General features: G+C 74.1%; 20 protein-coding genes. 15 read left to right on the top strand and 5 right to left on the bottom strand.

Translation table 11 applies throughout. The annotated features are described in order from the left end of the window. Positions 1 to 41 precede the first annotated feature (41 nt). Together DT057_RS15960 and DT057_RS15955 are read right to left on the bottom strand one after the other, a co-directional pair. Positions 42 to 776 carry an alpha/beta fold hydrolase gene (locus tag DT057_RS15960; protein ID WP_128563091.1) on the bottom strand — a complete coding sequence of 245 codons (735 nt, stop codon included), beginning with the start codon at positions 774 to 776 and terminating at the stop codon, positions 42 to 44. Positions 777 to 909: 133 nt separating this feature from the next. Beyond that, on the bottom strand, positions 910 to 1,392 hold the full coding sequence (locus DT057_RS15955) for a hypothetical protein (RefSeq protein WP_203236293.1): 483 nt from the start codon (positions 1,390 to 1,392) through the stop codon (positions 910 to 912). A gap of 324 nt (positions 1,393 to 1,716) precedes the next feature. Here DT057_RS15955 and DT057_RS37520 point away from each other — a divergent pair, with 324 nt between their 5' ends. The 7 genes from DT057_RS37520 to DT057_RS15925 all read left to right on the top strand — a co-directional run bounded on the left by DT057_RS37520 (position 1,717) and on the right by DT057_RS15925 (position 6,345). Next, a complete protein-coding gene (locus DT057_RS37520; protein WP_407068076.1) occupies positions 1,717 to 1,968 on the top strand; it encodes an ATPase domain-containing protein in 252 nt (83 codons plus the stop codon). Beyond that, positions 1,952 to 2,317: a P-loop NTPase family protein gene (locus DT057_RS15950; RefSeq protein ID WP_407068075.1), complete on the top strand. Its 366-nt coding sequence runs from the start codon at positions 1,952 to 1,954 to the stop codon at positions 2,315 to 2,317. The genes DT057_RS37520 and DT057_RS15950 overlap by 17 nt, the downstream gene beginning before the upstream one ends. After that, positions 2,304 to 3,344 (top strand): sensor histidine kinase, encoded by a 1,041-nt coding sequence (locus tag DT057_RS15945; RefSeq protein ID WP_128563090.1) that lies wholly within the window; start codon positions 2,304 to 2,306, stop codon positions 3,342 to 3,344. Before DT057_RS15950 ends, DT057_RS15945 begins: the two co-directional genes overlap by 14 nt. Before the next feature lie 143 nt (positions 3,345 to 3,487). Beyond that, complete coding sequence (locus tag DT057_RS15940) at positions 3,488 to 4,285, top strand: alpha/beta hydrolase (RefSeq protein WP_128563089.1); 798 nt, start codon at positions 3,488 to 3,490, stop codon at positions 4,283 to 4,285. A 184-nt stretch (positions 4,286 to 4,469) separates the two neighbouring features. Then, positions 4,470 to 4,760, top strand: a complete 291-nt coding sequence (locus DT057_RS15935; RefSeq protein ID WP_128563088.1) for a GlsB/YeaQ/YmgE family stress response membrane protein — start codon at positions 4,470 to 4,472, stop codon at positions 4,758 to 4,760. A gap of 159 nt (positions 4,761 to 4,919) precedes the next feature. Next, positions 4,920 to 5,882 (top strand): lipoyl synthase, encoded by a 963-nt coding sequence (gene lipA, locus DT057_RS15930; RefSeq protein ID WP_128563087.1) that lies wholly within the window; start codon positions 4,920 to 4,922, stop codon positions 5,880 to 5,882. Positions 5,883 to 5,889: 7 nt separating this feature from the next. Beyond that, positions 5,890 to 6,345: a type II toxin-antitoxin system RatA family toxin gene (locus DT057_RS15925; RefSeq protein WP_128563086.1), complete on the top strand. Its 456-nt coding sequence runs from the start codon at positions 5,890 to 5,892 to the stop codon at positions 6,343 to 6,345. Positions 6,346 to 6,381: 36 nt separating this feature from the next. Here the strand turns inward: DT057_RS15925 and DT057_RS15920 are convergent, their stop codons facing one another. The 3 genes from DT057_RS15920 to DT057_RS15910 all read right to left on the bottom strand — a co-directional run bounded on the left by DT057_RS15920 (position 6,382) and on the right by DT057_RS15910 (position 9,581). After that, entirely contained in the window at positions 6,382 to 7,710 is a 1,329-nt protein-coding gene (locus DT057_RS15920) for a GDSL-type esterase/lipase family protein (protein WP_128563085.1), read from the bottom strand. Between the two features lie 147 nt (positions 7,711 to 7,857). Beyond that, a complete protein-coding gene (locus DT057_RS15915; protein ID WP_128563084.1) occupies positions 7,858 to 8,358 on the bottom strand; it encodes a CinA family protein in 501 nt (166 codons plus the stop codon). Next, complete coding sequence (locus tag DT057_RS15910; RefSeq protein ID WP_407068074.1) at positions 8,355 to 9,581, bottom strand: bifunctional 2-C-methyl-D-erythritol 4-phosphate cytidylyltransferase/2-C-methyl-D-erythritol 2,4-cyclodiphosphate synthase; 1,227 nt, start codon at positions 9,579 to 9,581, stop codon at positions 8,355 to 8,357. Before DT057_RS15910 ends, DT057_RS15915 begins: the two co-directional genes overlap by 4 nt. Positions 9,582 to 9,787: 206 nt before the next feature. Here DT057_RS15910 and dusB point away from each other — a divergent pair, with 206 nt between their 5' ends. The 8 genes from dusB (at position 9,788) to hflX (ending at position 20,865) form a co-directional block, all read left to right on the top strand. Beyond that, the gene (dusB, locus tag DT057_RS15905; protein ID WP_128563083.1) at positions 9,788 to 10,837 is read left to right on the top strand and encodes a tRNA dihydrouridine synthase DusB; all 1,050 of its coding nucleotides are present in this window, start codon (positions 9,788 to 9,790) and stop codon (positions 10,835 to 10,837) included. A gap of 68 nt (positions 10,838 to 10,905) precedes the next feature. Then, positions 10,906 to 12,009, top strand: coding sequence for a two-component system sensor histidine kinase NtrB (locus DT057_RS15900; protein WP_128563082.1), 1,104 nt, complete (start codon positions 10,906 to 10,908; stop codon positions 12,007 to 12,009). Between the two features lie 4 nt (positions 12,010 to 12,013). After that, on the top strand, positions 12,014 to 13,468 hold the full coding sequence (gene ntrC, locus DT057_RS15895) for a nitrogen regulation protein NR(I) (protein WP_128563081.1): 1,455 nt from the start codon (positions 12,014 to 12,016) through the stop codon (positions 13,466 to 13,468). A 919-nt stretch (positions 13,469 to 14,387) separates the two neighbouring features. Beyond that, complete coding sequence (locus DT057_RS15890; protein WP_128563080.1) at positions 14,388 to 14,825, top strand: Ros/MucR family transcriptional regulator; 438 nt, start codon at positions 14,388 to 14,390, stop codon at positions 14,823 to 14,825. A gap of 301 nt (positions 14,826 to 15,126) precedes the next feature. Next, positions 15,127 to 17,391: a sensor histidine kinase NtrY-like gene (locus tag DT057_RS15885; protein WP_238312950.1), complete on the top strand. Its 2,265-nt coding sequence runs from the start codon at positions 15,127 to 15,129 to the stop codon at positions 17,389 to 17,391. A gap of 121 nt (positions 17,392 to 17,512) precedes the next feature. Beyond that, positions 17,513 to 18,883, top strand: a complete 1,371-nt coding sequence (ntrX, locus tag DT057_RS15880; protein ID WP_128563078.1) for a nitrogen assimilation response regulator NtrX — start codon at positions 17,513 to 17,515, stop codon at positions 18,881 to 18,883. 242 nt (positions 18,884 to 19,125) lie between these two features. Further along, on the top strand, positions 19,126 to 19,380 hold the full coding sequence (hfq, locus tag DT057_RS15875) for an RNA chaperone Hfq (protein ID WP_048429571.1): 255 nt from the start codon (positions 19,126 to 19,128) through the stop codon (positions 19,378 to 19,380). A gap of 108 nt (positions 19,381 to 19,488) precedes the next feature. After that, positions 19,489 to 20,865, top strand: coding sequence for a GTPase HflX (gene hflX, locus DT057_RS15870; protein ID WP_128563077.1), 1,377 nt, complete (start codon positions 19,489 to 19,491; stop codon positions 20,863 to 20,865). Positions 20,866 to 20,927 lie beyond the last annotated feature (62 nt).

Genomic DNA, 20,927 nt, shown 5'->3' with positions numbered 1-20,927 from the left:
GCGGCCGGGGCGCGGGGACGAGGCGCGCCCGGCCGCGCGGATCAGGCGCGGCCGAGCCCGCAGAGGAGCGCCGCGAGCGCGTCGGGCGCGCTCACCATGGCGTCGTGGCCCGTCGCGAGCTCGCGCCAGCCCCACCCGGGCTGGCGGCGCACCCAGGCCTTGACGCCGTCGAGGGCCGGATAGGACGGGTCGGTGCAGTCGACGTAGGTGCGGGGCAGCCCGTTGCCGACGGGGCCGCGGATCGTCAGCGGGCTCTCGTAGGTGCCGAGCGGGTGCGGGGTCAGGCGCCGCTCCACCCAGGCGGCATCGTCCGGGTCGAGGACCCCGAAGGCCGCGGCCGGCGGCGCCGGCAGGCTCAGGGACCCGCTCGACTCCGCGGCGGCCCGCCGGCGGGCCGCCGCCACCTCGGGGGGCAGCACGTCGAACGGCGCCCGGCCGGGCTCGACGATCATGGCGTCGAGGTAGACGAGGTGGCGCAGGCGCTCCGGCATCGCGTCCGCGACGGCGCTGATGGCGAGGCCTCCGAACGAGTGCCCGACCAGGATCACGTCCCGCAGCTCCTCCGCCACGATCACCCCGGCGACGTCGCGCCCGAAGGTGTCGAGGGTGAGGTTGCGGTCGAGGAGGTGGGCGCGCTCCCCCAGGCCCGTGCAGGTGGGGGCGAGGACCCGGTGGCCCGCCGCCCGCAGCCGGTCGGCGACCCGGACCCAGCACCAGCCGCCGTGCCAGGCCCCGTGCACCAGCACGAAGGTCAGGCCATCCAAGCCCACGCCCATCCCCGCCTCCCGGTCGTCCCGGGACAGCCAAGCCCGAACGGTCCCCCGGCGCAAGATCCCCGGGCGAAAGCCCGAGGTCACGATCCCCGGCGGGCGCCGCATCGGGGCGTCGCCCGCGCGAGCGGGCGGGCCCTCAATCCTCGCGGTCCTCCCGGTCCTGCCGCCGGCCGTCGAGACCGGCGATCATCCGCTCGAGGGCCTGGAAGCTGCGCACGGCCTCCCGGGTGCTGCCGGCCGCGCAGCCGCTCTCGGCGGAGCGGTACCAGAGCAGGAGGCTGTTGAAGGCGTTCTGGTTCGGCGACGACCCGACCCGGGCCCGGCGCGCGGTCTCGGCCTCGAACCAGACCCGCACCGCGTGGCCGGCATTGGCGCAGACGTCGGCGGACCGCGGCAGGGCGGCCCGGGAGACCGGCGGATCGCCCAGCATGGTCAGCCAGAACGCCGCGACGGCGAGCCCGAGGGCCGCCGTTCCCACGCCGGCGCCCGACCGGAGGCGCGAGCCCCACCCCGCCGCGGCGGGAGGCTCGCAGGCCGGCAGGGCCTCGACGGTCTCGGGCCAGCAATAGGTGTAGTGGACCGAGCCGTCGGCGTGGTGATGGAGCTGCGGGTTGCCCATCGAACACCCCCTGAGGCGGTTTGCGGGACGCGTCACCCGGCGAGGGACACGCCCTGGAGCCGTACCACGGTCTAACAAGATGCACCGGTTCGGGATGTGCTCCCGCGCACACGAAACCGTATTCGCCCGACCCATGACGTTAGGTCTTGCAGGCATAACATCGCATTACGAGCGGTCACGTCAATACAGACCCCGATTCCGGCGGCCTGGGCCGGCCGCCGAAGCTTCGCGGCGGCGGGGCCGGCCGTCGGGACGGGGTGCAGGCGGGTGCGCCATCTGGCGGGGGCGGGACGGACAGGCCTCTCCTGCCGACCGCTCCCGTCCGTGACGACACCATCCCCTGCCGACCCGGCCCCGGCCGGCGTGCTGGGGCTCGACGACATCCTGGAGGGCGGCGCGGCCGACCGCGCCCGCCTGATCGAGGGCAGGCCCGGCTCGGGCAAGACCACGCCGGCGCCGCAATTCCCGCTCGACGGCGCGCTCAAGGGCGCGCGCTGCCTCTCGCTGCCGGGCCACCACACCGCGAGGCCCGGGGCGCAGTTCCTGCTCCTCCAGAGGCATGAGCTCCTGGCTTAACCTCAACCAGCAGGGCGTGACGACGCTGCTGGTCCCCGCCCGGCACGGGCCCGCCGGCCAGATGTCGGCGACCGTCGACCTGACCTACCTCAGCGACACCATCGTGCTGTTTCGCTTCGTCGAGGCGTCCGGGCACTTGCGCCGGGCCGTCCGCGTGGTCAAGAAGCGGGCGGGACCGCACCAGGACACCATTCGGGAACTCGGGATCGACGGCGGGGGTTTGCGTGTCGGCGAGCCGCTCACGGCCTCTCGGGGTGTCCTGACCGGCGTGCCGACCTTCGAGGGCAAGCCCGGCCAGCCCCTGGCCCGGCAGGACGCGGCCGACCGGAACACCGATGAGAGAGAGTGACCCTCCGGTCCTGGTTCTCGCCCCTTCGGGCCGCGACGCCGCGGTCGCGACCGCGATCCTCTCCGAGGCCGGCATCCGGTCGCGGACCTGCGCCTCGCTGCCCGGGCTCGTGGCCGAGCTCGGCGCGGGCAGCTGCGCGGTCATCACCGAGGAGGCCCTGCTGGCCGTCGACCGGCAGGCGCTGGCGGCCTTCATCGCCGGGCAGGAGCCGTGGTCGGACTACCCGTTCGTGCTCCTGACCCTGCGGGGCACGCCGCCCGACCCGGGCCTGATGGAATCCCTCGGCAACGTCACCCTGCTGGAGCGGCCGTTCCACCCCGCGACCCTCGTCACGGCGGCCCGCTTCGCCGTGCGGGCGCGCCGGCGCCAGCGCGAGGCCGCGGCCTTCCTGCACGAGCGCCAGCAGACCGCCGAGCGCCAGGCCCTGCTGATCCGCGAGCTGCACCACCGGGTGAAGAACACGCTCGCCACCGTGCAGGCCCTGCTCGGGGCCTCGGCCCGCTCGGCCACCAGCGTCGAGGGGTTCTACCAGAGCTTCTCGGCCCGGGTGATCTCGCTCGCCAAGACCCACAACCTCCTGACCGAGGATTACTGGCAGATGGCCTCGCTCCAGGAGATGCTGGAGAACGAGCTCGGCCCCTACAACGACGCCTCCGGCCGGCGCATCGCCCTGGAGGGGCCGGCGGTCGAGCTGACGGCCGACCTCGCGGTGCCGACCGGGATGGCGATCCACGAGCTGACCACCAACGCCGCCAAGCACGGCGCGCTCTCGGTGCCGGAGGGGCACATCGCGGTGAGCTGGAGCATCGCCCAGGCCGGGGCCGGCCGCAGCCTGCGCCTCGACTGGACCGAGCGCGGCGGTCCCCACACCCGGGAGCCGACCCGCCGGGGGTTCGGCTCGACCCTGCTCCAGCGCGTGCTGACGGTGCAGTGCGGGGCCGACATCCGCTTCGACTTCAAGCCCACGGGCCTGCACTTCCGCATGGAGGCGCCCCTGGTGGAGCGCCGCACGGTGCCGCACTATTGAGCGGGCGGGCGCCGCGGGACGGGCCGCCGCAGGGCCCCGCGACCGGCGCCGCCCCGCCCGACGACCCCTCGCGAGAAAGCCCCTCGCGAGACAGCGCTCCGCGCCAAAGCCCCTCGCGCCAAAGCCCCCCGCACGACGAGCCCGTGACCCTGCCGGGCGCGGTGCGGTTCGACCTCGCGCCCGCGGCCGGCGGCGCGCCGTACCGCATCTTCCTGCGCCGGCCCGCCGGCGCGGCGCCGGAGGCCGGCTGGCCCGTCCTCTACCTCCTCGACGGCAACGCCGTCTTCGCCACGGCCGTCGACGCCCTGCGGGTCCAGGAGGCCTATCCGGGCGGGACCGGCACGGCGAGGGCGGTCCTCGTGGCGGTCGGCTACCCGACCGAGGCGCCCTACGACGCCCTGCGCCGCGGCTTCGACCTCAGCCCGCCGCCCGGCCGGACCTATCCGCCCTTCGCGCCCGGCGGGCCGGAGGTCCGCACCGGCGGCGCCGCGCGCTTCCTCTCCTTCCTCGAGTCCGACCTGAGGCCCGCGGTCGCGCGCCGGCTGCCCGTCGACGCGGGGCGCCAGGGGATCTACGGCCACTCCTTCGGCGGCCTGTTCGTGCTCTACGCCCTGTTCAACCGGCCGGAGGCCTTCACCCACTGGGTCGCCGCGAGCCCGTCGGTCGGGTGGGAGGACGGCATCCTGCTGCGATCGGCCGAGCGCTTCGCCGCTTCGGGCGGCGGGCCGGCGGGAAGGCGCGTGCTCGTCACGGTGGGCGGGTGCGAGCAGGAGGGACTCGTGGCGGATGCCCGCCGCATGGTGGAGCGCCTGCGGGGCCTCGCGGGCATCGAGGCCGCGTTCGCGGAGGTGCGCGGGGAGACCCACATGTCGGTGCTGCCCGCCACGGTGAGCCAGGCGGTCCGCTTCTGCCTCGGCACGTGGCCGGGCCCGGGGCCCTGAGGGACGCCGCCGCAGGGAGCTGCCGCGTCCCGCGCCGGCCTGCCCCTGCGGCACCGGGCCGGCGCGGCGATGCAACCGGGGCCGCGCCGTCGCCGTTAGGTGCCGGGGGCCCGCGAGCGGCCCCGCTCGCGGGCCTCGGGCCGGCCCGCGCAGCCGTGCAGGGCTTCACGCAAGGGGACACTACATGGACGGGCACGTGTACGGGGCGCTCGGGCAGCCGGGCGTGGGCTTCCTGATGGCGATCGTCATCGGGGCGCTGGCGGGCTGGCTCGCGGAGAAGTTCACCTCCTCCAACATGGGCCTGCTGGCCAACATCGTGATGGGGATCATCGGCGGCCTCGTCGGCAATTTCCTGGCGGCGCAGTTCCACATCCCGATCTTCGGCTTCTGGCGCAACCTGATCTCCGCCACGGTCGGCGCCATCATCGTCATCACGGTCTTCCGGGCCGTCCGCGGGCAGCGGTCGACGTACTGACGGCCGGCACGCCGGCCCGGAGCGGCCGGAGGCCGGAGGCCGGCGGCGGGGCGGCACGCGGCGGCGCGTCACGCCCCATTTGCCCCGGGGGCGCGGACACCTTAAGTCAGGGCCGCGCCGCGAGGGGTTCGCGGGCGCTTCCGCCGGGCCCATCCCTCCATGGCTGTCGTCCTCGACCTCCTGCGCAACGACCAGCGGCCGCGTCATCCGGAGAAGGCGCACCGGCCCGACCAGCCGATCCTGCGCAAGCCGGACTGGATCCGCGTCAAGGCGCCGGGCTCGCCCAAGTGGGCCGAGACCCACGCGATCGTGCGCGAGAACGGCCTCGTCACGGTCTGCGAGGAGGCGGGCTGCCCCAACATCGGCGAGTGCTGGGAGAAGAAGCACGCCACCTTCATGATCATGGGCGACACCTGCACGCGGGCCTGCGCCTTCTGCAACGTGCGCACCGGGATGCCGGAGGCCCTCGACGCCGAGGAGCCCGGCCGGGTGGCGGAGGCGGTGCGCAAGCTCGGCCTGCACCACGTGGTGATCACCTCGGTCGACCGCGACGACCTCGCCGACGGGGGCGCGGCCCACTTCGCGGCGGTGATCGGGGCGATCCGGGCCGAGAGCCCCGGCACCACCATCGAGGTGCTGACCCCCGACTTCCTGCGCAAGGACGGCGCCCTCGAGGCGGTGGTCGCGGCCCGCCCCGACGTGTTCAACCACAACCTCGAGACCGTGCCGTCGAAGTACCTCACGGTCCGCCCCGGCGCCCGCTACTTCCACTCCATCCGCCTGCTGCAGCGGGCGAAGGAGCTCGACCCGACCCTGTTCACGAAGTCCGGCATCATGGTGGGCCTCGGCGAGGAGCGCAACGAGGTGCTCCAGCTCATGGACGACCTGCGCTCGGCCGAGGTCGACTTCCTCACCATCGGCCAGTACCTGCAGCCGACGCGGAAGCACCACCCGGTCCTGGCCTTCGTGACCCCGGACGCCTTCAAGGCCTACGAGACCACCGCCTACGCCAAGGGCTTCCTGCTGGTCTCGGCGACGCCGCTCACCCGCTCCTCCCACCATGCCGGCGAGGATTTCGCCCGGTTGCAGCAGGCCCGGCGCGACCGGATCGGAACCCGTTAGAGCGACCATGCCGAACTTCCGCACCACCCGCACCGTCCGGCACAGCCCGGCCGAGATGTTCGACCTCGTGGCCGACGTGGAGCGCTACCCGGAATTCCTGCCCCTCTGCGAGTCCCTGCGGGTGCTGCGCCGGCAGGAGGGCGAGGACGGCACCCAGGTGCTCGTCGCCGACATGGGCGTCGGCTACAAGGCGATCTCGGAGCACTTCACCACCCGGGTGCGCCTCGACCGCCCCAACTTCCGCATCGTCGCCGAGTACATCGACGGCCCGTTCCGCCACCTCGAGAACCGCTGGACCTTCCGCGAGGCCCCGGGCGGGGGCTGCGTGGTCGAGTTCTACATCACCTACGAGTTCAAGAGCCTCGCCCTCGGGCTCCTGATGGGCAAGATGTTCGACCGGGCCTTCCGCAAGTTCACCGACGCGTTCGAGAGCCGGGCCGACCGGCTCTACGCCAGGGCCTGAAGGGCGGCAGCAGCCGCCCCGACGCCCGGCCCGCCCTCAGGGGCCGGGCAGCACCGCGGCCGGGTCGAGGCCCGACCCCATCGCCACGTAGCCGGCGCGGTTGGGGTGGAGGCGGTCGCCCCTGCCGCCGGTGGTGCTCTCCGGGACCATCTCGGGGCGCAGGGAGCCCGTCCCCGGGTCGAGGGTCGCCGCGTCGAAGTCCGCCACGGCGTCGAACAGGCCCGAGCCGCGGATGAAGGCGTTGAGGCCGCGGCGCTTCTCGTCCTGCTCGGGATGCCCGTGGGCGGGGCTCGTGCTGCCCTTCGCGCTCGTCAGGGTGGCGCCGACGACCCGCACGCCCGGGATGCCGGCGCGCAGGTGCGCCACGCCCTCGCGCATCCCGGCCTCGACCGCCGCGAGCGTGGCCTCGCCGTTGCGGCTGAAGTCGTTGATGCCCTCGAGCCAGATCACGCTGGCGACGCCCGAGAGGCGGATCACGTCCCGGTCGAGCCGCGCGAGCGCGGAGGGACCGCCCGGGAAGGGCGCGTCCGGCCCGTACTGCGCCGGGCCGACGACCTGGTTGCCGCCGATGCCCGCGTTGACGACCGCGACCCGGTTGCCGCGCAGGGCGTGCAGGCGGCGCGAGAGTACGTCGGGCCAGCGGTCGTCGCCGTTCATGGTCGAGGCGGTGCCGTCGGTGATCGAGTCGCCGAACGCCACCACGACGGGCGTCGGCGCCGTCGCCGCCATGTCGACGGCGTCGAGGAAGAACCACGAGGCGGTCGCGTACGGGAAGGCGGCCTCGCCCTCCTCGGCGCCCCGGGCGCCGGCGCCGGGGGCGGTGACGTAGGAGGTCTGGAGCGCCTTGGCGTGCCAGGTCATCGGGCCGCTGGCGCCGGCGACGTGCAACGAGACCGCGAGCTTGCGGCCGGCGAGCAGGGGGGCGTCCGGATCGGCCGCGAAGGGCAGCGCGACGGGATCGGACCAGGCCTCGCCCCCGGGCGGAACGGTCACGCGGGCCTGCCCGCCGAACAGGACCGGCCGGTTGGTGCCCGGCACCACGGCGCCGCCGCCGAGGTGCAGGCCGGCATGGACGCCGTCGAGGGTGAGGGGCCGCGTCCCGAAGGCGTTCGAGACGCGCAGGCGGGCCTGCCGCCCCCAGGCGTCGGGCCGCAGCACGAGCCGCAGGGTCTGGTCGCGGGCGCCCTCGCGGGGGTCCGGGAAGGCGAAGGCCTGGTCGGGCTGCGCCGACGGGTTGCCGACCGGGTAGGGACCCTGGACGGAGGCCGCCCAGGCCGTGACCCAGCGCGGCTCGGCCGCCTGCGCGTCGGCCGCCGCGGGGCGCAGCAGCACGGCGGCCAGGACGGCCGCTCCGATCCACAGCATCGCACGTCCTCCCGGGAGCCGCGGCGCGGGCGGCCGCGGGCGTTACCGTCCGTCGAGGGCGCCCGTTCTACGCGCCCCGGCCCGCCGGCGCCAGCGCGGCCGTCCCCCGCCGGGGAGAGCGCCGCCCGAGGGGATCGCCCGGGGCGCTCACACCTCCTCCAGGGCGGTCTCCAGGAGCCCGAGCGCGTCCGCGACGGCGCGGCGGCGCACCTCGGAGCGGCCGAGGTCGCCGTAGCGCCGCTCCAGGTGGCGCGTCGCCCGGCCGGCCGCCACGAGGCCGAAATGCACGAGGCCGACCGGCTTCGCGGCGGTGGCGCCCCCCGGCCCGGCGATGCCCGTGACGGCGAGCGCGACGTCGGCGCGGGACTGCGCCAGGGCGCCCTCCGCCATGGCGCGGGCGACGGGCTCGCTCACCGCGCCGTGCGTGGAGATCAGGCAGAAATCGACGCCCAGGATCTCGGCCTTGGCCTCGTTCGAGTAGGTGACGAACCCGCGCTCCACCACCGCCGAGGACCCCGCCACCTCGGTGAGCAGGGCCGCCACGAGGCCGCCGGTGCAGGATTCGGCGGTGACGATCCGGCGCTGGCGCTCGCGGTAGGCCGCGATCAGGACGCCCGCCCGGGTGACGAGGGCCGGATCGGCGATCATGCGCCGGCCTCCGCCGGCAGCCGCACGGTGGCGGCGGCCTGGGCCGCCAGCCCCTCGGCCCGGCCGACGAAGCCGAGCGCCTCGGTCGTGGTCGCCTTGATGGAGACCGCCGACAGCGGCACGCCGGCGACCGCCGCGATGCGGGCCCGGATCGCCTCCCGGTGCGGGCCGATGCGCGGCGCCTCCGCCAGCACGGTGATGTCGAGGTGGTCGATCACGCCGCCGCGCTCGGCGACGCGCCGCACGGCGTCGGCGAGGAACCGGTCCGAGGAGGCGCCGCGCCAGCGCGGGTCGCTCGGGGGGAAGTGGACCCCGATGTCGCCGTCGGCGAGCGCCCCCAGGATCGCGTCCGTGAGGGCGTGCAGCACCACGTCGCCGTCCGAGTGGGCGAGCACGCCCCGGTCGGCCGGGATGCGCACGCCGCCGAGCCAGACGTGGTCGCCCTCCGTGAAGGCGTGCACGTCGAAGCCGGTGCCGAGGCGGGTGAGAAGGGTCATGGCTGCGTCCTGGCTGGCGCCGGGCGCGAAGGCGCGGTCGGCCTCCGCGAGGTCGGCGGCCTGGGTGATCTTGCGGTTGCGCAGGTCGCCGGGGAAGACCGCGACCGCGAGCCCGGCCCACTCGGCGAGGGCCCCGTCGTCCGTGAAGGCGTCGAGCCCCTCCGCGGCGGCGGCCCGGTGCGCCGCGTGGAGCGCGGGGAAGCGGAAGGCCTGCGGGGTCTGCACCGCGCGCAGGCTCTCCCGCGGCGGCGTCCCGCGCACGCGGCCGTCCGCCTCCACCACCTTGATGGTGTCGCTGACGGGCACGCCCGGCACCGCGGCGCCGTGGGCCCCGGCCGCCGCGAGCGCCCGGTCGATCAGCGGCGCATCCACGAAGGGGCGGGCGGCGTCGTGCACCAGGACCAGGTCCGGGGCGCCGTCCCGGGCGAGCGCCTCGAGCCCCGCCCGCACCGAGGCCTGGCGGGTCGCGCCGCCCTCCACGGGCGCGGCGAGCTTCGCCCGCGCCGCGGGATCGAGGTCGCCGAGGCAGTCGCGGTAGAACGCCGCCGCGTCGGCGGCGATCACCGCCTGGATGCGGCCGATCCCCGGATGGGCGGCGAGCGCCGCCAGGGTGCGGGTCAGGACCGCCTGGCCGCCGACGCGCCGGTACTGCTTGGGCGTGCCGCCGCCGACGCGGATGCCGCGGCCCGCGGCGACGACGACCGCGGCGATCTGGTGAGGGGTCAACGCAGGCGCTCCCGGAACGCCCGCTCCTTAGCGGCGGCGTGCCGCCGACGCAAATGCGCCGGGCCGCGCGTGCAGCCTGCGCCGGTCCGCGCCGGGCGGGCGCGATCCCGGCAGGCGCTGACGGGGATGCCTGCGACGAAATCAAACCGGCGGCCGAGCCGAACGCCGCTTGCTAACGGCGGGTTTTTGGCTATTTGTTGGGCAGAATGACGAGTGACCATTATTTGAGCGCCGCGGGTGCGAGGGCAGGGGTGGCAGCGCTGCCGCCCGCCTCGCCGTCGACCCCGCGCGGGGCCCTGCTCGCCCCGCTGTCGGGCGTCACCGACCTGCACATGCGCCGCATCGCGCGCCGGCTCGGCGCCACCGCCACCGTCTCCGAGATGGTGGCGGCGGAGGATCTCGCCCGCGGCGCCGAGGAGGCCCGCCTGCGGGCCGAGGGCGAGGGGGTGCTGCCGCACGTGGTGCAGCTCGCCGGCTGCGACCCGGGCTGGATGGCGGAGGGCGCGCGGCTGGCCGAGGCCAACGGCGCCGACGTGATCGACGTCAACATGGGCTGCCCGGCCAAGGCCGTGACGGGCGGGCAGGCGGGCTCCGCCCTGATGCGCGACCTCGACCACGCCGCCCGCATCCTCGCGGCGGTGCGCGGGGCGGTGGCGGTGCCGGTCACCGTCAAGATGCGGCTCGGCTGGGACCACGCCCGCCTCAACGCGCCCGACCTCGCCCGGCGGGCGGAGGCGCTCGGCTACGCCGCCGTCACGGTGCACGGCCGCACCCGGCAGCAATTCTACACCGGCCGCGCCGACTGGGCGGCGATCCGCGCCGTGGTCGCGGCGGTCGGCATCCCGGTGGTGGCCAACGGCGACGTGGCGAGCCTCGGCGACGCCCGCGCCTGCCTGGCGGCCTCGGGCGCCGCCGCCGTGATGGTCGGGCGGGCGGCCGTCGGGCGGCCCTGGCTCGTCGGCGCGATCGCGGCGGGCCTGTCGGGGCGGGCGGCGCCGGAGCCGGACGCCGCCGCGCGGGCGGAGCTCGCGGCCGAGCACTATGCCGGGCTCCTCGCGCTCTACGGCGCCCGGATGGGCGTGCGCCACGCGCGCAAGCACCTCGCGGCCTACGCCGACCACGCCGGCGGCCTCGCGCCCGCCGAGCGCGCCCGGCTCGTCACCACCACCGATCCGGACGAGGCGCTCCGTCTCCTGCGGCGCGCCTTCGAGGCGCCCGGGGCGCAGGCGGCACCGTCTGCGTCGCAGGCGGCATGAGGATGAGCGATGCCCCTGCGGCCCCCGCACCCCGGACAGCCCGCGCCCGCCCCGGGAGGGCGCCTGCCATGAGCGCACCCACGAGCGAGATGATCATCAACGCCCTGCCGCTGCCGGTGCTGACCATCGGGCCGGACGAGCGCATCCTCCAGGTCAACATGGCGGCGGAGCACTTCTTCGACCACTCGCGCCGCCTGATGCAGCGCCAGCGCCTGCGCGACATCATCCCGTTCTCCTCGCCGATCATCGCCCTCGTGAACGAGGTGCGCCGGCGCCGCGCCAGCGTCAGCGAGTACCGGGTCGAGCTCGCCTCGCCGCGCTCCGGGGTGGAGCGCAGCGTCGACGTGTTCGCGACCCACCTCGACGACGACCTCGTGGTGCTGATGCTCCAGGAGCGCACCATCGCCGACAAGATGAACCGCCAGCTCACCCACCGGGGCGCGGCCCGCTCGATGGTGGCCCTCGGCGCGATGCTGGCCCACGAGATCAAGAACCCGCTCGCCGGCATCCGGGGGGCGGCCCAGCTCCTCGAGCAGTCGGCCGGCGAGGACGACCGCCTGCTCACGCGGCTCATCTGCGACGAGTCGGACCGCATCGTGCGCCTCGTCGAGCGCATGGAGCTCTTCGGCGACGAGCGCCCGGTGGAGCGCGGGCCGGTCAACGTCCACGGCATCCTCGACCAGGTGAAGCGCTCGGCCCAGTCGGGCTTCGCCCGCCACATCCGCTTCGTCGAGAACTACGACCCGTCCCTGCCGCCGGTGCTGGGCAACCGCGACCAGCTCGTCCAGGTGATCCTGAACCTCGTCAAGAACGCCGCCGAGGCGATCGGCGCCGACGCGGTCGACGGCGAGATCACCCTCTCGACGGCCTTCCGCACGGGACTGCGCCTCCAGGTGCCGGGCTCGCGCGAGCGCGTCAGCCTGCCGATCGAGGTCGCGGTGCGCGACAACGGCCCGGGCGTCAGCGCCGAGCTCCTGCCCGACCTGTTCGACCCCTTCGTGACCACGAAGGCGCAGGGGAGCGGCCTCGGCCTCGCGCTGGTGGCCAAGATCGTGGGCGACCACGGCGGCATCGTCGAGTGCGACCCCGCGCCCCGCCGCACCACCTTCCGGGTCCTCCTGCCCATGTCGCACGCCCGCGACGGGCGCGAATCGTCTCCCGACACCGAGTAGCCCCATGCCCAACGGACACATCATCGTCGCGGACGACGACGCCGCCATCCGCACCGTGCTCAACCAGGCGTTGTCTCGCGCCGGCTACGAGGTGCGCTCGACCGGCAACGCCGCCACCCTGTGGCGCTGGGTGGCGCAGGGAGAGGGGGACCTCGTCATCACCGACGTGGTGATGCCCGACGAGAACGCCTTCGACCTGCTGCCGCGGATCAAGCGGGTGCGGCCGGACCTGCCCATCATCGTGATGAGCGCCCAGAACACCTTCATGACGGCGATCCGGGCTTCCGAGCGCGGCGCCTACGAGTACCTGCCCAAGCCCTTCGACCTGAAGGAGCTGACGGCGATCGTCGGGCGGGCCCTGTCGCGCCCCCGCGGCGCCGCGGCGCCCGGCGCCGCGCCCGAGAACGAGGACATCCCCCTCGTCGGGCGCTCGCCCGCCATGCAGGAGATCTACCGCTCGCTCGCCCGCCTGATGCCCACCGACCTCACGGTGATGATCACCGGCGAGTCGGGCACCGGCAAGGAGCTGGTGGCGCGCGCGCTCCACGATTACGGCCGCCGCCGCGCCGGGCCGTTCGTGCCGGTCAACATGGCGGCGATCCCCCGCGACCTGATCGAGTCCGAGCTGTTCGGCCACGAGAAGGGGGCCTTCACCGGGGCCACCGCCCGCTCGGCCGGCCGCTTCGAGCAGGCCGAGGGCGGGACCCTGTTCCTCGACGAGATCGGCGACATGCCGATGGAGGCCCAGACCCGCCTGCTGCGGGTGCTCCAGCAGGGCGAGTACACCACCGTCGGCGGGCGCGTGCCGATCAAGACCAACGTGCGGATCATCGCGGCGACCAACAAGGACCTGCGCATCTCGATCCAGCAGGGCATCTTCCGCGAGGACCTGTTCTTCCGCCTCAACGTGGTGCCGCTGCGCCTGCCGGCCCTGCGCGAGCGCTCGGAGGACGTGCCCGACCTGATCCGGCACTTCTTCGTGCTGGTCGAGCGCGAGGGCCTGACCCGCAAGCAGCTCGACGGCGACGCCATGGAGCGGCTCAAGCGCTACCGCTGGCCCGGCAACGTCCGCGAGCTCGAGAACCTCGTCCGGCGCCTCGCCGCGCTCTACCCGCAGGAGACGATCACCGGGCCGGTGATCGAGGCCGAGCTCGACACGCTGCCCCTCGCCGCGCCCTCGCAGGGACAGTCCCGCAAGGGCGGGGCCGAGGCCGAGGGGCTGTCGGCGGCGGTGGAGCGGCACCTGTCGGAGTACTTCTCCGGCTACCGCGACAGCCTGCCGCCGCCCGGCCTCTACCACCGCGTCCTGCGCGAGATCGAGGGGCCGCTGATCGGCGCGGCCCTGGCGGCCACCCGCGGCAACCAGATCCGCGCCGCGGAGCTGCTCGGGGTGAACCGCAACACCCTGCGCAAGAAGGTGCGCGACCTCGATCTCCAGGTCTTCCGGACCCCGCGGTAGCGTCTTCCGGACCCCGCGGTAGCGTCCTCACGACCCCGATCGGGATCTCCCGGGCGCCCGGGCGCGCAGGGCCTCGGCGCGGGGTCCCGCGCTCCGCGGAGGCGGGGGCGGCTCACGAGGCATTTCGCCGCATCGGGCGCCGGACGCCCGCCTCCGCGACGGGCGGGCGGACCGGCCGCCCGGCGCACGCGGGGGCGACCCGGCCGGGTGCGGGCCGCAATCGACGAGATACAATTTCAGATTGTAAATCCATTGGAACCCGGTCTTCCGGGGATCCCGGCCCGGTGGGATGCCCGCCCGGACGCTCCCGGCGAAGATCTTCCCAAGTCTCGCGGCCCCGCGGCGCAGTCCCGGCGAGTCGGCCGCCGCGCGCTCGAGCGCGCCTCTCCTTGCCTGACCGGTGCGGCATTGCCGGTCCGGGTCTCGTGCGCGCCGCCGCCGCGGATAGGACTTCGATCCCGCCCCTCGTGCCCGGCTCGAGCACCCGCTATAGCGGGTTTTCTCAACGGATCTCTGACCATAAAGTGTTAAATCAAGGCAACGTGGTCGCGCGTTTTTTGCTCTTGGCAACCTGACGCAGCGTTAGTTGGCCGCACGACGGCGCCACGACGGCAACACACCTGCCGGGACGGCGCGGGCGCGGCGCGGCCTCCCGGCGCTCCTCATATCCGATTGATCCTGCACGCGTTTTCGTAACCATCCGGGAAGGTCCGGCAAGCCCGCAGGTCTCGCGGCCCCCGGCCCCGGCCGCGGAGGTGTTTCGTCAATCCGGCGGCCCTGCCCCAGCGCATGACCCTACGAAATGCACCGGTCCACAGCCAGATATCCCTCGTTGGTCGAACCTGACACCTTGCGATTGACGGAGACTGGCGTAACATCCATCAGAGTGAGTGGGGGCTCGCACTTTCGAGGATCGCACATGAGTGCCGTTGACCAGACCGAGATGCCTCAAATGATTGATCTGGTGTCCGACATCGTGTCGGCCTACGTGTCGAACAACAGCGTGCCGGTGGGCGAGCTGTCGGGTTTGATCCGGAGCGTTCACGACGCCGTGGCGCGGCTGGGCACGCCGGCGGCGGCGGAGCCCGAGCGCCTGAGCCCGCCCGTGCCGATCAAGAAGACCGTGACGCCGGATTACTTGATCAGCCTGGAGGACGGGCGCCGCTACCGGACCCTGAAGCGGCATCTGGCCGGCCGCGGGCTCACCCCCGAGCAGTACCGCCAGAAGTGGGGCCTGCCGCCGGACTACCCCATGGTGGCGGCGAACTACGCCGCCCAGCGCTCCGAGCTCGCCAAGAGCATCGGCCTCGGCCAGAAGCCGGTGGTCCGCCGCGCCCGCTCGCCCCAGGCCGCCTGACGGGCCGGCCTGTTCGCCGCCCCGGGTCCGGCCGCCCCCGGCCGGGGGCGGCGACGGGGCCGCTCCGGCGCGCCTCCGGGAGGATCGACGCGGGATGATCAACGTCTGATTGCGCCGCCACGGCTCCGTATTAATTTCGCCACAGTGTAGTGGCCTTGCATCACGGATGCTGTTTTCGCGACGCGCCCGGGAACCGGCGCTCCCCTCCGGCGCCGCCGGCCCTCGCCCCGGACCAGGTCCGGAGACCGCGCCGCGCGGGAGCACCGCGCCGCGCGGGAGCACCGCGCCGCGCGAGAGCGCGGTGCCGCCCGGGAGCGCGGTGCCGCGCCGGGACGCGGCGCCGCGGGGACCGGGCTGGTTCGGCGCCCTCGTGGTCATCGTCGCGCTCGCCCTGGCGCTCGCCACCTTCCTGATCCTGGTCGGCGCCACCGGCATCGCCCCGACCCACGTGGTCGTGGTGACGCTGCTCCTGAGCAACGTCGCCCTGGTCGTGCTGCTGATCGTGGTGATCGCCTGGGAGGCCCGGGTCTTCCTGCGCGCCCGGCGGGGGAACGCCGCGGTGGCGCGGCTGCACACCCGGATCGTCGGGCTGTTCAGCCTCATCGCCACCCTGCCCACCGTGCTCCTCGCGGTGGTGGCCTCGATCACCCTGGAGCGCGGCCTCTCGCCCTGGTTCTCGGACCGGATGCGCAGCGTCGTGCTGATGTCCGTCGACGTCGCCGACGCCTACCTGACGAACCAGTGCCAGAGCCTCGCCCGCGAGGCCCGCATCCTCTCGGACGACCTGACCCGGGCCCGGCCGGCCTTCGAGGTCGAGCGCGCCTGGTTCGAGACCTTCCTGACCGCCCGGGCGACCTCGCTCGGCCTGCCGGTCGCCCGGATCATGCGCTCGCCGCAGGAGACCGTGGCGCGGGCCAACATCGACGTGCTGAAGGACCCGCCGCTGCCCTCGGCCAACGACTTCGAGGAGGCCGCCAAGTCCCCGGACGCCACCTGCCTGCTGCCCCGGGAGGGCCGGGTGTTCGGCACGCTCGTGAAGATGCCGGCCTACGAGGATTCGTTCCTGCTGGTGGAGCGCGAGGTCACGCGCCTCGCGGTCGAGTTCCCGGGCGTGTCGCGGGCCGCCGCGGCCGAGTTCCTGACCATCGACGCCGGGCGGCGCAGCGTGCAGATCGCCTTCGCCACCATGTTCGCGCTGATCGCCCTGATCGCGCTGCTCTCGGCGGTGTGGTTCGGGCTGAACTTCGCCAACCGCTTCGTGGCCCCGATCCGCCGCCTCATCAACGCCGCCGACCAGGTCGCCTCGGGCAACTACTACGCCCAGGTGCCGTTCCGGAAGACGGAGGGCGACCTCCAGCACCTCGGCGAGAGCTTCAACAAGATGACCCAGGAGCTGAGCCGCCAGCGCGCCACGCTCCTCGACCAGAGCGACCAGATCGACCGCCGCCGCCGCTTCACCGAGGCCGTGCTCGCCGGGGTGCCGGCCGGGGTGATCGGCGTCGACGGGCGCGGACTCATCACCATCGCCAACCCGTCCACGGAGCGGATGCTGGGGCGCACGACCGGCGACCTCGTCGGGCAGCCCCTCGCGGCCGCCGTGCCGGAGCTCGGCGCGCTCCTCGGCGACGCCGAGACCCGGGTGCGCCCGACCCAGCAGCAGATCCAGATCACCCGCACCGGCCGCGAGCGCACCATCGACGTGCGGGTGACGAGCGAGCAGGCGCCGGGGGGCGACCGCGGCTACGTCGTCACCCTCGACGACATCACCGACCTCGTGGCGGCCCAGCGCACCTCCGCCTGGGCCGACGTGGCGCGCCGCATCGCCCACGAGATCAAGAACCCGCTGACCCCGATCCAGCTCTCGGCCGAGCGCATCCGGCGCAAGTACGGCAAGGTCATCACCACCGACAAGGAGGTGTTCGACCAGTGCACCGCCACGATCGTGCGGCAGGTCGACGACATCAAGCGGATGGTGGACGAGTTCTCGTCGTTCGCTCGCATGCCCAAGCCGGCGATCGCCCGCAACGACCTGACCGAGATCGTGAAGCAGAACCTGTTCATGATGCGGGTGGCGCATCCCGACATCGCCTTCACGATGGTGGACGAGGGCCCCCGGGTCAGCGCCGCCTTCGACACGCGCCTGCTGTCGCAGGCGGTCACCAACATCCTCAAGAACGCCGTCGAGGCCGTGCAGGCCGTGCCGGAGGACGTGCGCGGCCAGGGCCGGATCGCCCTGCGCCTGTGCGAGGAGGGCGACGGCGTGGTGATCGAGATCACCGACAACGGCAAGGGATTCCCCACCGAAGGGCGCCAGCGGCTGCTCGAACCCTATATGACGACCCGCGAGGGCGGCACGGGCCTCGGATTGGCGATCGTGAGCAAGGTCTTGGAAGAGCACGGCGGCGGCATCGAGCTGAACGACAACCCGGACGGGCGCGGCGGGCAGGTGCGCATGCGCGTCCTGCGGGAGCTGCGGCGCGACGGGACCGACGGGGCGGCCGGCGGGACCCGCGGCGGCGACCGGGCGGCGGGCGGGGTCCCCGCCCGGGAGGGCGCGGCCTCGTGAGGTGTGCTCCTCTCACCGGCGCCGGCCGGCCCGCCAGGGCGGGCCCGCGCGCCATCGACCATCACCAGGACAGGGTGCGAGCCGGCGGACTTGCCACCCGCATCGCGGGGAGGCGTGAGCCATGAGCACCGACATTCTGATCGTCGATGACGAGGCCGACATCCGCGAGCTCGTGGCCGGCATCCTCGACGACGAGGGCCACCGCACCCGCACGGCCGGCTCCTCCGACGAGGCGCTGGCGGCCATCGAGGCGCGCCGGCCCCACCTCGTCTTCCTCGACATCTGGCTCCAGGGCTCGCGCCTCGACGGGCTCCAGGTGCTCGACGTCGTGAAGGCGCAGGCCCCCGACCTGCCGGTGGTGATGATCTCGGGCCACGGCAACATCGAGACCGCGGTCTCGGCCATCAAGGCGGGCGCCTACGATTTCATCGAGAAGCCGTTCAAGGCCGACCGGCTGATCCTGGTGGCCGAGCGGGCGCTCGAGGCCTCGCGGCTCAAGCGCGAGGTGCGCGACCTCAGGGCCCGCTCGGGCCAGGCGAGCCGGATCGTGGGCGCCTCGGTGGCGGCCAACCAGCTGCGCCAGACCGTCGAGCGCGTGGCGCCCACCAACGCCCGGGTGCTGATCGCCGGCGCGCCGGGCTCCGGCAAGGAGCTCTCGGCCCGCACCATCCACGCGACGTCGGCCCGGGCGAACGGGCCCTTCGTGGTGATCAACGCCGCCACCATCACGCCCGAGACCATGGAGGCGGAGCTGTTCGGGGTCGAGGCCGCGGACGGGCGCTCGCGCCGGGTCGGGGCGCTGGAGGAGGCCCACGGCGGCAGCCTCTACATCGACGAGGTCGCGGACATGCCCCGCGAGACCCAGAACCGCATCCTGCGGGTGCTGGTCGACCAGAACTTCCAGCGGGTCGGCGGCACCACCCGGGTCCACGTCGACGTGCGCATCATCTCGTCCTCGTCCCGCGACCTCGCCGAGGAGATCGCGGCGGGCCGCTTCCGCGAGGACCTGTTCCACCGCCTCAGCGTGGTGCCGATCCGGGTGCCCTCCCTCGCCGAGCGCCGGGAGGACGTGCCCGAGCTGATCGGCTTCTTCATGGAGCAGATCTCGGCCGCCACCGGCCTGCCGCAGCGGCGCATCGCCGCCGACGCCATGGCGGTGCTGCAGTCGCACGACTGGCCCGGCAACGTCCGCCAGCTGCGCAACAACGTCGAGCGCCTGATGATCCTCACCCAGGGCGACCCCGAGACCGAGGTGACGACCGAGATGCTGCCGAGCGAGGTCGGGGCGCTCGTGCCCACGACCCCGAGCGGCGCCGGCGGCGAGAAGCTGATGAGCCTCGCCCTGCGCGAGGCCCGGGAGATCTTCGAGCGCGAGTACCTGGTGGCGCAGATCGCCCGCTTCTCCGGCAACATCTCCCGCACCGCCGAGTTCATCGGCATGGAGCGCTCGGCCCTGCACCGCAAGCTCAAGTCGCTGGGCATCGGCGCGTGACCTCGCGGCGGGGCCCGAGGCTCCCGGGGCCGCTGTGTGGCGCGGACGCGACAGGGCCGCGCGCCGGGGCGGGTTTCGGGACCCGGGGCGGGCCCCGGCGGCCGCAGGCCCCTTGCGCCCGGGCGAGCTTCACCGTGTAATGGAGGGGCCGGGCCCAGGGTCGCGCGCCGCGCGTCCCGCACGAGAATCACGGACCAACCCGTCACCCGGGACCGGCAGCGGGTTCACTAAGGACAAGAAGAATGGCGGGCGAACGCGCTCAGAATCTGCAGGACACCTTCCTCAATCACGTTCGTAAGAACAAGATTCCGCTGACGATCTTCCTGGTCAATGGCGTGAAGCTGCAGGGGGTCGTGACCTGGTTCGACAACTTCTGCGTCCTGCTGCGGCGCGACGGGCACTCGCAGCTCGTCTACAAGCACGCGATCTCGACGATCATGCCGGGCCATCCCGTGCAGCTGTTCGAGCAGGGCGAGGAGGGGGCCGAGAAGGCGTGACCCCTGGTCCCGGGCCGCGAATCATCGCGCGCGCCCGCTTGATTGCGGGCGCCCGCCATCCAACCTCTTGCCGACACCCCGCCGGGTAGGAAGAGGTCGGACCCCAGGATGGAACCGCGGACACCGGGCGAGATCCGCCTGCAGCGCCGGGCCGAGCCGGAAGGCACGGTCGCGGCCGAGACACGCACGCTCGTGGTCGGGCCCTACGCGAGCCGCCGCGACGCGGCCGGGGCGGAGCCGCGCCCCGCGGGCGCCCGGCTCGACGAGGCGGTCGGCCTCGCGCGCGCCATCGACCTCGACGTCGTCGACCGGCTGCTCCTCGCGATCCAGGCCATCCGGCCCTCGACCTACCTCGGCAAGGGGCGGGTGGAGGAGATCGCCGGGCGCATCGAGGCCGACGCGGTCCGCCTCGTGGTGATGGATTGCGCCCTCTCGCCGGTGCAGCAGCGCAACCTGGAGAAGGCCTGGGGCGTCAAGGTCATCGACCGCACCGGCCTGATCCTGGAGATTTTTGGCCGCCGCGCCTCGACCCGCGAGGGCGCGCTCCAGGTCGAGCACGCGCACCTCGCCTACCAGAGGAGCCGGCTCGTGCGCTCCTGGACCCACCTGGAGCGCCAGCGCGGCGGCTTCGGCTTCCTCGGCGGCCCGGGCGAGACCCAGATCGAGGCCGACCGGCGCATGATCCAGGAGCGCATGACCCGGATCGAGCGCGACCTCGAGACCGTCACCCGCACCCGCGGCCTGCACCGGCGGAGCCGGCGCCGGGTGCCGTACCCGATCGTGGCGCTGGTCGGCTACACCAACGCCGGCAAGTCGACGCTGTTCAACCGCCTCACCCGGGCCGAGGTGCTGGCCGAGAACATGCTGTTCGCCACCCTCGACCCCACCGCGCGGGCGATCGGGCTGCCCCACGGCGAGACCGCGATCCTGTCCGACACGGTCGGCTTCATCTCGGACCTCCCCACCATGCTGATCGCCGCCTTCCGGGCGACGCTCGAGGACGTGATCGTGGCCGACATCCTGCTCCACGTCCGCGACATCGCCCACGAGGACACCCAGGCGCAGGGGGAGGATGTCGGGGAGGTGCTGGCCGCGCTCGGCATCGCGCCGGATACCGACCGCATCATCGAGGTCTGGAACAAGGCCGACCTGCTCGACGCGCCGGACCGCGAGCGCCTCCTCAACCTCAGCCGCCAGGCCGGCACGAAGCCGGTCCTGCTCTCGGCGCTGACGGGCGAGGGCGTCGACCGCCTGCTCGCCCGCATCGAGGCTCGCATCGCCGCGACCCGCGCGAGCTTCGCGGTGATCCTCGATCCCGCCCAGGGCGCCGAGCTGCACTGGCTCTACGAGAACGCCGAGATCCTCGACCGCCGGGAGGACGCGTCCGGCGCGCTCCACCTCGTGGTGCGGGTCGCGCCCGAGAAGGAGCCGCGCTTCCTCAACCGGTTCGGGGCCGCGCGGCGGCTGAAGGGGGCGGGGGGCTGAGGCTCCCCGGCCGCCAAGGCGGCAGGCGCCGGGCGGGCCTCCGGCGGGATCCCGGGCTCGGC

This window comes from Methylobacterium crusticola (assembly GCF_003574465.1).
GTDB lineage: Bacteria > Pseudomonadota > Alphaproteobacteria > Rhizobiales > Beijerinckiaceae > Methylobacterium > Methylobacterium crusticola.
This window is presented reverse-complemented; position numbering and strand designations above follow the sequence as displayed.